The sequence below is a fragment of the Kitasatospora sp. NPDC096147 genome, from assembly GCF_044763225.1.
Lineage (GTDB): Bacteria > Actinomycetota > Actinomycetes > Streptomycetales > Streptomycetaceae > Kitasatospora.
The window spans coordinates 125,482-138,275 of sequence record NZ_JBIWFX010000007.1; the positions used below are offsets into that span (position 1 = coordinate 125,482).

Annotated in this window: 12 protein-coding genes; 3 read left to right on the forward strand and 9 right to left on the reverse strand. The window is 75.3% G+C overall.

The annotated features are described in order from the left end of the window. Positions 1-340: 340 nt before the first annotated feature. Positions 341-1,327, forward strand: a complete 987-nt coding sequence (locus tag ACIRBX_RS22745; protein WP_402298906.1) for a family 2 encapsulin nanocompartment cargo protein terpene cyclase — start codon at positions 341-343, stop codon at positions 1,325-1,327. On the opposite strand, the gene ACIRBX_RS22750 is transcribed toward ACIRBX_RS22745, so the two are convergent. Next, positions 1,315-2,697 (reverse strand): hypothetical protein, encoded by a 1,383-nt coding sequence (locus tag ACIRBX_RS22750; protein WP_402298907.1) that lies wholly within the window; start codon positions 2,695-2,697, stop codon positions 1,315-1,317. The genes ACIRBX_RS22745 and ACIRBX_RS22750 overlap by 13 nt on opposite strands. 223 nt (positions 2,698-2,920) lie before the next feature. Between ACIRBX_RS22750 and ACIRBX_RS22755 the strand changes: the two genes are divergently transcribed. Then, positions 2,921-3,241, forward strand: a complete 321-nt coding sequence (locus ACIRBX_RS22755; RefSeq protein WP_402298908.1) for a WhiB family transcriptional regulator — start codon at positions 2,921-2,923, stop codon at positions 3,239-3,241. An 83-nt stretch (positions 3,242-3,324) separates the two neighbouring features. On the opposite strand, the gene ACIRBX_RS22760 is transcribed toward ACIRBX_RS22755, so the two are convergent. From ACIRBX_RS22760 to ACIRBX_RS22785, 6 genes are all read right to left on the reverse strand, one after another. Further along, positions 3,325-4,581, reverse strand: coding sequence for a hypothetical protein (locus tag ACIRBX_RS22760; RefSeq protein ID WP_402298909.1), 1,257 nt, complete (start codon positions 4,579-4,581; stop codon positions 3,325-3,327). Then, complete coding sequence (locus tag ACIRBX_RS22765) at positions 4,574-6,115, reverse strand: alkaline phosphatase D family protein (RefSeq protein ID WP_402298910.1); 1,542 nt, start codon at positions 6,113-6,115, stop codon at positions 4,574-4,576. The genes ACIRBX_RS22760 and ACIRBX_RS22765 overlap by 8 nt, the downstream gene beginning before the upstream one ends. Before the next feature lie 102 nt (positions 6,116-6,217). Next, positions 6,218-6,514, reverse strand: a complete 297-nt coding sequence (locus tag ACIRBX_RS22770) for a hypothetical protein (RefSeq protein WP_402298911.1) — start codon at positions 6,512-6,514, stop codon at positions 6,218-6,220. A 208-nt stretch (positions 6,515-6,722) separates the two neighbouring features. After that, the gene (locus tag ACIRBX_RS22775; RefSeq protein ID WP_402298912.1) at positions 6,723-7,736 is read right to left on the reverse strand and encodes an MASE1 domain-containing protein; all 1,014 of its coding nucleotides are present in this window, start codon (positions 7,734-7,736) and stop codon (positions 6,723-6,725) included. A 405-nt stretch (positions 7,737-8,141) separates the two neighbouring features. Beyond that, positions 8,142-8,954 (reverse strand): PP2C family protein-serine/threonine phosphatase, encoded by an 813-nt coding sequence (locus ACIRBX_RS22780; RefSeq protein ID WP_402298913.1) that lies wholly within the window; start codon positions 8,952-8,954, stop codon positions 8,142-8,144. A 59-nt stretch (positions 8,955-9,013) separates the two neighbouring features. Next, positions 9,014-9,571, reverse strand: a complete 558-nt coding sequence (locus tag ACIRBX_RS22785) for an indole-3-glycerol phosphate synthase (RefSeq protein ID WP_402298914.1) — start codon at positions 9,569-9,571, stop codon at positions 9,014-9,016. Positions 9,572-9,804: 233 nt separating this feature from the next. On the opposite strand from ACIRBX_RS22785, the gene ACIRBX_RS22790 reads away from it, so the two are divergent. Continuing rightward, on the forward strand, positions 9,805-10,884 hold the full coding sequence (locus ACIRBX_RS22790) for a methyltransferase (RefSeq protein WP_402298915.1): 1,080 nt from the start codon (positions 9,805-9,807) through the stop codon (positions 10,882-10,884). A gap of 128 nt (positions 10,885-11,012) precedes the next feature. Here the strand turns inward: ACIRBX_RS22790 and ACIRBX_RS22795 are convergent, their stop codons facing one another. Together ACIRBX_RS22795 and ACIRBX_RS22800 are read right to left on the reverse strand one after the other, a co-directional pair. After that, entirely contained in the window at positions 11,013-11,978 is a 966-nt protein-coding gene (locus tag ACIRBX_RS22795) for an anti-sigma factor RsbA family regulatory protein (protein ID WP_402298916.1), read from the reverse strand. Continuing rightward, positions 11,975-12,790 (reverse strand): MEDS domain-containing protein, encoded by an 816-nt coding sequence (locus ACIRBX_RS22800; RefSeq protein WP_402298917.1) that lies wholly within the window; start codon positions 12,788-12,790, stop codon positions 11,975-11,977. Before ACIRBX_RS22800 ends, ACIRBX_RS22795 begins: the two co-directional genes overlap by 4 nt. Positions 12,791-12,794: the final 4 nt, after the last annotated feature.

Sequence of the window (12,794 nt, forward strand, 5' to 3'; positions counted from 1 at the left end):
GGCGGGCCGCCGCGCGCGGGCGCGCGCGGGGGGGGCGGGGGGGGGGGCGGCGGGGGGGGGGGGGGGGGGGCGCCCCCCGCCCCCCGGCCCCCCCCCCCCCCCCCCGACCCTGCCGTCCGACCGACCCTGCCGTCCGACCCGACCCGACCGTCCGACCGACCCTGCCGTCCGACCCGACCCGACCGTCCGACCGAGCCTGCCGTCCGACCTGGGCGGCCGTTCAACCGAGCCTGCCGTTCAACGGGATCGCGCCACCGACGCCCTGCCGGGAGTCGGTCCCGGTTGCGTGTACTGGGGCCCGGCGCCGGAGCACGGTGCCGTCGACGCCGAAGGAGCCGCCGTGACCCCGCCCCGTCCTGGAGACCCGATCCCCGGCCTGTACTGCCCCGAGGTGTCCGAGCCCGATCCGGAGCTGGTCGCGGCGGTCGACGCGCGGATCGCCGCATGGGTGCGGACCGAGGACGTCTGCCCTCCGCAGTGGGAGGAGGGGCTGGCCGGCTTCGGGGTCGGCCGGGCGGTGGTGCTGCAGTACCCGGACCACGCGAGCATCGACCACCTGGTGACGGCGGCCGAACTGCTGGCCGCCGAGAACGTGGTGGACGACTGCTACGCGGAGGACTCGGGCGGATCGCCGGAGGGTCTGGGCGCCCGGCTGGTGATCGCGCAGAGCGCACTCGACCCGGCCCACCTGCCCGCCGGGTACCGGGCCGACTGGGAGGTGGGCGTGAAGGCGGACGAGGCGTTGCGGAGCTACCGCACCGCGATGAGGGACTTCGAGGCCCTCGCCTCGCCGCTCCAGGCGGACCGGTTCCGACACGACATGGCCCGGCTGCACCTGGGCTACCTGGCCGAGGCGACCTGGAAGCTGGACGGCCGGATGCCCGCCGTGTGGGAGTACCTGACGATGCGCCAGTTCAACAACTTCCGGCCCTGCCTCACCATCACCGACACCGTCGCCGGCTACGAGCTGCCCGCCGGGCTGTACGCCGCGCCCGAGGTCCAGCGGGCGGTGGCGTTCGCCTGCAACGCCACCACCGTGGTCAACGACCTCTACTCCTACACCAAGGAGCTGCACATGCGGCACCCCCATCTGAACCTGCCGGTGGTGATCGCGGCGGGGGCCGGCGACCACCGGGCCGCCTTCCTGGCGGCGGTGGAGGTGCACAACGACCTGATGCGCACCTTCGAGGACGCGGCGGAGCGGCTCCGCGGCCGGCACCCGCTGCTCGACCGGTTCCTCGACGGTCTGGCCGCCTGGGTGGCGGGCAACCACCGCTGGCACCAGACCAACACCCGCCGCTACAGCCTGCCCGACTACTGGGGCTGACCGGCCGGCGGGCCGTCCCGGGGCCCGGGCGGGTGCGGGATGCCCGCCCTGCGGGGACCGGACGGGCCGGTCACCTGACCGGCCCGGACGAGCAGTCGCTGGGCGATGGGCTCGCGCCGGTAGGACCGCAGCCGCCGCCGGAGGTCCCGGAAGAACGCGTCACCCCGGCCGGAGGAGACCAGCGGATAGTCGTCCAGGAACAAGTCCCAGGTGGTGCAGGCGAGTTCGAGCCGTCCACGGGTCAGGTACAGATCGGCCAGCCGTGCGGTGGTGAGCATCCGGGCCCGGCGCTCCCGGGCGGGCCTGAGTCGGAGCGAGGTGGTCAGCGCGGCGCAGGCGGCGGTCAGGTCGCCGACCGCCGCCAGCACCTCGGCCTGCTGGTGGGCGAACGCGGCCGGGTGGTAGCCGCCCAGCGCCGTGCCTCTGCCCTCCGCCCGCTCCAGCAGGTGCTCGGCCCGGCCGAGCGTGGCCAGCGCCGACCGCCGCCGGCCGGCGCCCGCCAGGGCCAGCGCCAACTGGCCGACCACTGCGGCGGCCGGGCGGGCGGGCAGGGACCGGACCTCCCGGCCGGCCGCCTCGGCGAGCAGCAGGGCGAGCCGCCGGTCGCCCAGTCCGTGGGCCTGGACACTCATCTGCCGGACGGCGGTGGCGTACCGGACCGGATCGCGGGCCTCGGCGGAGAGCTGGGCGGCGATCCGCAGGTACGCCTGGGCGGCGCCGTGCAGCTGCTCGTCGAAGGCCATGAACCCGGCCAGGTAGGCCAGATCGGCGCTCGCCCGGCGGTAGGCGCGGCTGACCGTCGCCGAACCGGGGCAGCGCAGCCGCACGGCGACGTCGGAGGCGAGGTGGGCGGCCAGCGCCGGACGGGCCCGCGCACCGCCGAAGACCTCGTCGGCCTCGGCGAACAGGGTGACCATCAGTTCGGCTCCCCGGACGTGGTCGGACCCGATGCGCTCCGACCGGTCGGCCGGGGGGAGGCCGGCCCGGCCGAGCTCCGGCAGGGAGGGCTCGGGCGAGTAGGGGAGCTGCCGGAGCGCCCGGTGGCCGGACGCGCCGGGGCGGGCGAGCCGGTGCAGCTGCTCGGGCAGCGTGGCGGTGGCCGGCCCGGGCGCCGCCGGCGTGCCCATCCCGATGTCCACCGGCCGGACCGGGCGGCGCAGTTGCCGGGAGAGCACCCGGCAGATCAGCTCGCGGATCGGCTCCCTCGGCCGGGCGCCGCCCAGCCAGTGGGCCACCGCCGTCCGGTCGTAGCGGGTCGGGACGGCGCTGCGGCGGCCCTCCTCGTTCACCGCCCGGGCGAACTCCGGTCCGGTCCAGCCGGTCTCGTCGAGCAGGGAACGGAGCCTCAGATTCGGTGTCCTGGACGTCACGCCGCCTCCTGCTCGGTCGGGTGCCCGGGGCGACCGGCCCCCGAGCGGTCTCGCCTGGTTCGGCTCCCGCGTGCTCTCTGCTTCCCGTCACGGCCTCGGACAGCGAAAGTTCACCCGATCGGGTGAGGCGGTCCTTTCGAGGGCCGTCGCACCGCCCTAGTGTCATGGACTCGTTCGACGGTCGGGTGGGACCGTGCGAGTCGTATCGGGAGGGGATGAGGACATGGGGGAGAACGTCGAGGACTGGGCGGAGCGCGGTGCCTGCCGGACGGCCGATCCGGACGCGCTGTTCGTCGAGGGGGCGGCCCAGCACCGGGCCAAGGCGGTGTGCAGCGGCTGTCCGGTCCGCACCGAGTGCCTGGCCCACGCACTCGACCGGCAGATCGAGCACGGGGTGTGGGGCGGCATGACCGAACGGGACCGCCGGGCGCTGCTGCGCCGCCGTCCGACGGTGGCGTCCTGGGCCGAGCTGCTGCGGCAGGCGCGGTACGAGCACGAGCAGCGGTTCGCCGGGAGCGCCTGGGAGTTGGGCAGTACCGGCTGAGCCCGATCGGGGGCGACGGGCAGCGGGCAGGGGGCAGGGGCGGGCCGTTCCGACAGCCGAGGTCGGAGCGGCCCGCCCCGTCGTCACCAGTCGGAGTTGTCCGCGCCCAGACCCAGCAGCACCTGGTCGAAGGAGTTCCCGTCGTTGTCGTCGGTGTACGCCATCGCCAGCGTGCCGAACGGCGAGGAGGCGACCGTGAGTTGCTCCTGCCGGCCGGTGGCGGTCTGGCTGACCGACCGGGCCGGCAGCCGCCCGGCGAAGGTGCCGTCCGGGTTGACGCCGCGCGCCCAGACCGCGGGATCGGCGCCCGCGACGCTCCACCCGGCCACCACGTGGCGCTGGTCGTCGATGCCGACGCTCGGGGCGGTGCCCCCGGCGGCGATCTCGGCCTCGGCGGAGCCGGCCGTCCCGCCCGCCGAGAAGGAGCGGGCCCAGACGCCCCGGGTGCCGGTGTGGTCGGACTCCCAGGCCACCGCGAAGTCACCGTTGAAGTCGGCTGCCACGGAAGGGCGTTGCTGCTGCCCGTCGGCGAAGGAGTTGGCGCTGCGGCGGGTCAGGGTGACGGCCCCGTTCGCCTTGGCCAGCCGGACCAGGCCGATCTGGTAGTAGCCGTTGCCGTCGGTGTCCTCGTCCCAGACCACCACCGCCTCGCCGGAGGCGGAGACCGCCACGTCGGGGGCGTGGTGGGAGCCACCGGTCGCGTTGACCGCCACCTCGTACGCCTTGGTGGTGGTCCCGGTGTAGCCGGCCGCCCGCACGGTGGCCGGCGCGCTGCCCTGGACGTCCTCCCAGACCACCGAGAACGCGACCGCTGCCGCGTCACCCGGAGCGCCGTCCGGATCGACCCCGACGCGCGGGTGGATCTGCTGGCCGGCCGTGTCGGCGTTGGCCCGGCCGGAGCCGAGCACCGCGCCGGTCGGGGAGAGCACCCGGTAGACGATGTTGTAGAGCCCGTTCCCGTCCGGGTCCTCCGCCCAGACCACGACCGCGTTGCCCCGGTCGTCCAGGCCCACGTCGGGCTGGAGGTGGCGCCAGGCCGTGCCCGCCGTCCCGCCGGCCGAGAGCTTCTGCTCGTAGGCGGAGGTGCCGTTGCGGTACAGCCGCACCCACACCTCGCTGTGCGCGTCGTCGGCCGGGGCGGTCGAGTCGCGGTCGTCCTCCCAGACCACCGCCACGTCGCCGAGGCGGTTGGCCGCGACCGAGGCCGAGTCCTGGTCGCCGGTGGCGTCGCTGTTCACGGTGGTCCAGGAGGACGGCCCGGCCGCCGAGGCCGGGGCGGCCAGCGCGAGGACGGCGGCCAGGGCGGCCGTGGCCACGCCGAGTACGGAGCGCCTACGCATCGGCCAACCCCGGCTGTCCGTCGTGGATGACGAAGGTCCGGGCGGTGGTGGCCGCCGCCCCGTGCTCGGTCACCGTCGCCACCGACCGGAAGTCGGCGGTCAGTTGTGAGGGTGTGATGCGGGTGCGGACGTACCCGCGCCGGTTGGAGTAGTACCGCAGGTGCGGGTTGTACGCGCCGTTGGGGATCGCGGTGGTGGCGCTGCCGTCGCCGCCGCTGGTGATGGAGGTGCAGACCAGCTCGGAGCCGATGGTCGCCGAGGACGGGTCGGCGTAGTCGGCCTTCAGGTCGTTGCCCCAGGAGGCGTGCACGTCGCCGGTCAGCACCACCGGATTGCGCACGCCCCGGTCGACGATGCCCTGCTGGATGCGGGCCCGGCTGGCCCGGTAGCCGTCCCAGGCGTCCATGTTCATCGCGCCCGCCGCGTTCACGTTGCGGGCGAAGAAGACCTGCTGGCCGATCAGGTCCCAGGTGCCCAGCCGCTGGCCCAGCCCGTCCAGCAGCCAGGACTCCTGGGCCGAGCCGGTGATCGAACGGTTCGTCAGATCGGCGTCGGCGCAGACCTTGGTCCCGTCCCCGCACGCCTGGTCGTCGCGGAACTGCCGGGTGTCGAGCATGTGGAAGGTGGCCAGGGTGCCCCAGCGGACCCGGCGGTAGAGCTGGATGTTGTTGCCGTTCGGGGTCGCGGCGGCCCGCAGCGGCATGTTCTCGAAGTACGCCTGGTACGCGGCCGTGCGGCGCGCGGTCCACTGGGCCGCCGTCAGGACCGGGCTGCTGTCGGCCCGGACCATGTTGGCGTAGTTGTTCTCCACCTCGTGGTCGTCCGGCACCACCAGCCAGGGCGCGACGGCGTGCGCCGCCTGGAGGTCCGGGTCGGTGCGGTAGAGCGCGTAGCGGCGGCGGTAGTCGGCCAGCGAGACGATCTCGCTGCCGAGGTGGCGGCGCACGCCGCTGCTGCCCGCACCGCCCTCGTAGATGTAGTCGCCCAGGTGCAGGATCAGGTCGGGGCGGTCGTCGGCGATCCGCCGGTAGGCGGTGTAGTAGCCGGACTCGTAGTGCGCGCAGGAGGCGAAGGCCATGGTGAAGTCGCGCCCGAGCGAGGTGGGGGAGGGGGCGGTACGGGTCCGGCCCACCGGGGAGACGAACCCCTGGGCGCGGAAGCGGTAGTAGTACTCCGCGTCCGGCGCCAGCCCGCCGGCCAGCACGTGCACGGCGTGGGCCTGGGCGTACCGGGCGGTGACGGTCCCCGAGGCGACCAGGGAGGCGAAGTCCTGACGGGCCGACACCTGCCAGTCCACGGCGACGTCGGCGTTGGGCATGCCGCCCTGGCCGTCCGCGTTGACCGGCGACGGCGCCAGCCGCGTCCAGAGCACCACGCTGCTGTCGTCCGGCTCCCCGGAGGCGACGCCGAGCGTGAAGGGGAAGGGGGTGGTGGCGGCGGCCGACGGCTGGGCCGTCGCGCCGAGTTGGAGCGCTGCGGCGCTCGCGGTGGTGAGCCCGCCAAGGATGAAGATGCGGCGACTGAGGTTGCTCATGACCGTTCATGGTCAGGGCCCCGGATGAACTCCCGCCGCTGCCGAGGAGACGCCCGCATGACGGGCCGACGGCGCACCGCCCGGCCGCGCACCGCCCGGCGACTACTCCGAGGCGCGGACCGGCCAGCGGGCGCCCAACCGCTTGGAGATCCGGTCGCCGACCTCGAACTGCACGTAGACCTCCGCCGGCACCCGGAGGAACTCGGTGTCGCCGCGGTCGGTGCGGACCTCCAGCGTGTGGTCGGTCCGCATCCCGGTGGTCAGCGTGACCTCCTGGACGGTGCGGCCGACCACCTCCCCGTCGAAGGCCCGGTCGATCTCCCGGGCGCGGTTGTTCGAGGCCATCACCAGCAGCGAAACGAACGTCACGATCCCGATCGCGAACAGGATCAGCTCCACGGGTACCCCCCCGGTCCCTCGGCCTCACCGGCCTGTGTGCTGCGAGGGTAGCGCCGTGCGCGGACCCCGGACAGGGCTCGGGCCGATGCCGCCGCGCCCGATGTGACGGTGCGTCAGGCCGGACGGCGGCGAGCCCCTGCTGTCGGTCCGTCCGGCGTCGGATGGGCAGCTCCGGAGTGTCCGTCACCCTGCGGTAGGGCACGGGTGGTCAGCCGGCGTCCTCCTCCGGTAGCCAGCCGGCCGGGCCGGCGTGGTCCGGGGCCAGGCGGCGGACCACCTCGGCCAGTTCCACGCAGGCCTGTTCCAGGCGCTGGTGGGTGTTCTGCTGCTCGGCGACGATCGCGGAGAGCAGCAGGCCGGTGAGCGCGGCGCAGGCGTTGAGCGCCTGGAGCATCACCATGTCGGCCACCAGCCCGTGGTCGGCGAACGGGCCGGCGTGCCGGGTGGCCGCCATGATGGTGATGACCGAGACCACCGCCACGCAGGGTGCGGCGCCCAGCAGTTGGAAGCGCAGCGCGGCCCAGATCAGCAGCGGGAAGACCAGGAACAGCACGCTCAGCTTGGTGGAGCTGGCGATCAGCGTGACGGCGGCGGTGCCGGCCAGCAGCAGGGCCGGCTCCAGCCAGTCGACGGGCGCCGGGTCGTCGGGGAGCCGGGCCGTGCGCAGCGCCAGCAGCAGCGGGGTGACCACCAGGACGCCCATCGCGTCGCCGGTCCACCAGGCCGACCAGGTGGGCCAGAAGCCGCCGTCCGGCAGGCTCCCGCTCAGCCCCAGCACACCGGCCCCGAAGGTGGCGCTGACCAGCATCCCGGCGCAGGCTCCGAGGAAGACCAGCGCCATTCCGTCCCGCAGCCGGTCCAGCTCGGTCCGGAAGCCGACCCGACGCAGCATCAGGTACGCGGCGACCGGGGCCAGCGTGTTGCCGGCCACGATGCCGATGGATCCCCAGCGCGGGGCGCCGGAGGAGGCGATCACCAGGAAGGCGCCCAGCGCCACGCCCGGCCAGACCCGGAGGCCGAAGAACAGCAGGCAGGCGAGGGCGATCCCGGTCGGCGGCCAGAGCGGGGTGACCCGCGCCCCGCCGATCACCACCTGTTGCAGCAGGCCGATCCGGCCGGCCGCCAGGTAGACCCCGGTGACGGCCAGCAGGAGACCGCAGGTCCGCGCGAGGCGGCGGAGGTCACGGGGGGAGGTGGTGGTGGGAAGGGGCACAGGAGCCATCACACTACGGCCCGGCGGCGGAGTGGGCGGTGACACGCACGGTGGGGGTGGGAGGTCGAGGTCGGTGCGGGGCGCGGTGCGGTCGCGGTCCCTGGCCGGTGGTCGGCTTCGGCATCCCGCCGGTTCGGGGCCGGGAGGGACCGGGATGGGCCCGTTCGGGGCCGGGAGGGACCAGGGGCTGCGTGGGCTCCGGGGAGCGGCGGCGCGGGGGCGGTGACAGGCGCGGTGTAGTGCCGGGGGCCAACGGCGGCGCGGTGGGATCATGGCCCTTGACGGGCGCTCAGTTCCCGCGCACCGTCGCCGGGTCGCCGGGTCGCCGGGTCGCCGGGTCGCCGGGTCGCCGGGTCGCCGGGTCGCCGGGTCGCCGGGTCGCCGGGACGTCGGGGCCCGGGCCCGGTGGCGGCCTCAGCCGTGGCGTAGCACCAGGACGGCGGCGTCGTCGGTGTGCCCGGTCAGTTCGGCCACCGCCAGCAGTTCGGCGGCCAGCACGTCCGGATCGGCCCCGGCCTGCTTGCGCAGGACCGACTCCACCCGGTCCAGCCCGGTGTCGATGGAGAACTGCGGGCCCTCGACCACCCCGTCGGTGACCAGGGCCACCACCCCGCTGCCGGTCAGCCGGTGGCGGGCGACCGGGTACCGCTGGCCGGGCAGCACGCCCAGCGGCGGCCCGGGTTCGTCGGAGTAGTGGCCCCCGTCGCCGTCGCCGTCGGCCCAGATCGGCGGGACGTGGCCGGCCCGGGCGTGGGACAGCTCCCCGGAGACCGGGTCGTAGCGCAGGAAGCTGCAGGTGGCGAAGCGTCGGAAGGCCATCGAGGTCAGCAGGTCGTTGGCCCGGCCGAGCACCTCGCCGGGGTCGGTGGCGGTGGTGGCCAGGGCCCGCAGGGCGATCCGGATCTGACCCATGATCGCGGCGGCCTCCGCGTCGTGGCCCTGCACGTCGCCGAGCGAGAACGCCACCGAGCCGTCCGGCAGCCGGAAGCCGTCGTACCAGTCGCCGCCCACGCTCAGCCCGTGCCGGGCCGGGGCGTAGCGGGCCGCCGTGCGGAGGCCGGGGAGCTGGGGGAGGGCCGAGGGCAGCAGCTCGCGCTGCAGGGCCATGGCCAGCTCCACCCGGGCCTTCTGCAGCTCGGCCTGCTCCAGGGCGGAGGCCGTGAGCCGGCCGAGCTCGGTCAGCAGGTCGTCCGCGCTGCGGCGGCCGGTGGGGCGGCGTCCCGTCATCGGCCCTCCGGCGGTCCACGGGGTGGGTGGTCCGGCCCAGCCTATGTCGACCGAACGGGCTACGGCTGCCCGTGCGCAGCGGTGGTGGCAGGGCCGTGACCAGGCGCGTTCGCGCCTTCACGCACGGTCTCCGGTGCGGGGGCCGGCTCCTCGTCCAGGTGGGCGTAGACCTTCAGGACCGGCACCCGCACCTTCCGCCGGGCCTGGCTCGCCCAGTCCGCCTGGAAGAACTCCTCGATCAGGTGCGGTGCGGTCAGCACCACGACCTCGTCCGCGCCGGTCTGCCCGACGACCGCCTCCAGCGCCTCCAGCGGGTGGCCCTCGACCACCCGGCCGACCGCCTCGGCCCCGGCGGCACGCAGGGCCGCGAGCGACCGCTCCAGCGCCTCGGCGGGGTGGGCGTCCGCGCCGGTGCCCTCGGACTCCCCGCGCTCGTGGACCGCCTGGTCGAACGCACCGAGGGCCACGTCGTCGATCGCGCGGAGCAGGACGGCCTCCGCCTCGCGAGGCCGCATCAGCACGAGGAAGGACACCGGCTCCGCGCCGTGCAGGGTGGTGACGAAGCGGACGTCCGTGGCGGACAGCTGCCGTTCGGTCAGCAGGACGGTGGTGAACACGATGGGCTCTCCCTCTCCGGCACCCCCGGTGGAGGTGCTGCCGCCGGTGCGGCATCGGTGGATCGACTGGTGGCGCCCGTCTACCCCGGGGAGGGGCGGTGCAGCGCACCGGACGGCGATCTTTCGGCCGTGCGCCGCGAGGAGGCCGTCCCCGGGATTCGGCCCGGGCGGATCGGGGCACTGCTCCTGACGACCACGGACGTGCACGCACCACCACCCCCGAGGAGACACCCGTGAGCCTCGAGCCCCAGGACCAGCCCCAGGACCGGGACCAGCCCCAGGTCGAGCCCGAAGCCGAGCCCCGGGACGGAGCCGAGGCCCTCCGGCGCTCCGCCGCCTTCCTAGCCGACGAAGCCCTCGGCTTCCTCTTCCCGGCCGCCCTGCGCGCCGCCGCCGAGACCGGCGTGGCCGACCACCTGGCGGACGGCCCCCGCAGCCCGGCGGAGCTCGCCACCGCCACCGGGACCGACGCCCGCAACCTGCACCGGGTGCTGCGACTGCTCGCCACCCGGGGCGTGGTGACGGAGGATCAGGCCGGCCGGTTCGCGCTGACGGAGGCGGGCCGGGCGCTGCGCGGGGACGTGCCGCACTCGGCCCGGACGGCGGTGCTGATGCTCACCGACCCGACCATGTGGCGGCCGGCCGGGGAGCTCGCCCGCTGCCTCACCGAGGGCGGCTCGGCCTTCGAGGGCATCTTCGGCATGCCGTTCTTCGACCACTTCGCCAAGGACGAGCGCACCGCCGCCGTCTTCCACGTCGGCATGGCGGCGTTCTCCGACGCGGAGAACGCCCCCGTCGCCGGCGCCTGTGAGCTGCCCGCGACCGGCACGGTGGTGGACGTGGGCGGCGGTCACGGCGGCCTGCTGCGGGAGGTGCTGCGCCGCCGGCCCGGACTGCACGGGGTCCTCTACGACCGCGCGCACGTGCTGGCCGGTCACGGCCTCGGCGACCTGGCGGCGGACCGCTGGTCGCTGGCCGAGGGCGACTTCTTCGAGGCCGTCCCGCCCGGGGACGTCCACCTGCTCAAGCGGATCACCCACGACTGGGACGACGCGCAGTGCGTCGCCCTGCTCGGGCACTGCCGCCGGGCCCTGCGTCCGGGCGGGCGGGTCCTGGTCCTGGACGCCGTGGTGCCGGAGGGCAACGCCCCGCACCAGTCCAAGGCACTGGACCTGATGATGATGGCCTCGCTCACCGGCCGGGAGCGGACCGCCGCCGACTTCGCCGCGCTGTTCGACGCGGCCGGCCTGCGCCTCGTCCGGGTCACCCCCACGCCCACCGTGCTCTCGGTGGTCGAGGCGGTACCGGTCTGACAGGCGGCGCCGTGACACGTGGGTGCCGTGGGGGGCGGGTGCCGTGACGCGCGGTGCCGCGACACGCGGTGCCGGTCCGACCGGCGGTGCTCCGACGGCCGGTGCCGCAGCCGGGGGCTGACGGACGGTCAGCGCGGCAGGGCGACGTGCAGGCGGATGGTGGTGCCGGCCTCGGGGGTCGAGCGGATCTCCACCAGGTCGCAGAGCTGGTGCACCAGCCAGAGGCCCCGGCCGCCGATCTGGTCCACGGTCGGCCGGGACCGGCCGGCCAGCGGGTCGGGGATGTGGCCGGCGTCGTGGAACTCGCAGACCAGGCTCGTGCCGTCGCTCCAGGTCCGAAGGACGCCCCGGCCGCCGCCGTGCTTGATGCTGTTGGAGGCGACCTCGCTGACCGCGATCAGCAGCTCGCGCAGCCGCGCGCCGTCCAGCCCGACGGCCTCCGCGCAGTCGGCCACCCTGGCCCGGACGGCGGCCAGGTCGCCGTGCCGGTAGGGCAGCTCCTGGGTCGGGTCGCAGGCCGCGGAGAGCTCGGGGAAGGCGAAGGGCTCGTCCAGGTAGGAGCCGTTCGGGCCGTGCGCGCCCCCGTGCAGCACCAGCGGGTGGCAGCGGCCGGCCGCCTCCAGGATGCCGGGCTCCAGGGTCGCGGTGTCGTACGGGCAGAGCAGCCACCAGGCCGGTGAGCGGGCGAAGGCGAGGTTCAACAGCCATTCGTGGTAGCGCAGTTCGCTGCTCTCGGCGGGCGAGCGGTCGTTCCAGGAGGACTCGCTGATGCCCCGGACCGGGTGGCCGGCGGCGGTGTGCTTGCTGATCCAGTCCTGCCAGGCCGGGATCAGCCGGCCGGGATTGCGGCCGAGCCCGGCGGCGTCCAGGAAGGTGACCGAGGCGGCTGCCCCGGTGCCCTCCAGCTCGCGGCGCAGGATGCGCTCCTTGGGCTCGGCGACGGCGATCAGCACCAGGCCCTGGCCGGCCCGGGCGTCCTCGATGAAGGACATCGCGCCGGCCAGGAACTCGGCATCGCCGTCGTACGGGTAGAACTCGTGCCGGAAACCGCCCTCCGCCGCCCCGGCCTCCACCGTGGTGCCGTCCTTGCTCATGGCGTCAGCTCCACGGGGATCAGCGGATGGTCGTACCCGAGCAGCGTCCAGCACCGCCGGACCGTCTCGTTGGCGTGCTCCAGCAGCACCCGGCGGCCTGGGACCGCCCGGGTGGCCTCCGCGAGGGCCCTCATCCCGGCGGCATCCATGAACTCAGTCTCCTCGCAGCGCAGCCGGACGGTCGCGGATCGGGCGAACAGCTCGCCCAGCGCGGTGCGGAACGCCTCGGCACCCTCCGAGTCCACCACGCCGCTGACGCCCCAGCAGCCCGGGGCCACGCTGAACAGCCGGAAGGCGGGCGGCGTCCGGTGCCCGCCCAGGCGCTGCGGGTGCACGGCGCCGGCCTGCTCCAGCGCGCCCGGCCGGAACGCATCCCGGTGGTACGCGCAGACCACCAGCGCGGCGCCGCCGGCCACCAGCGAGTCCAGGCCCAGCTCGTGCCGGGCGATCTCCTGCGGGCTCGCTCCCTCGGGCCAGACCCGGTCCATCCGGGCCAGCACCCGCAGTGCCCGGAAGCCCTGTCGGCAGGCGGTGTCCGCCTCCCGGCGCAGCAGGCCGAGCATCGCCTCGGCGTCCCAGCCGGGCCGCTCGGCGGCCGGGTCGACCAGGACGCCCCGGGCGGTGCCGCCGGGGGCCCAGCGGGCCTCGGGGGAGCCGATCACCAGGACCTTGTCGCCGAACAGCGCACCGTCGGCGGCGAACGCGCGGGCGGTGCCGGCGAAGTCCTCGTCCGGGCCGGTCACCCAGCAGACGTGGTCCCCGACCTCGACCGGGTCGAGGGTCGCCAGGTGCCGTGATCGTCGTGCCGTCACTCGT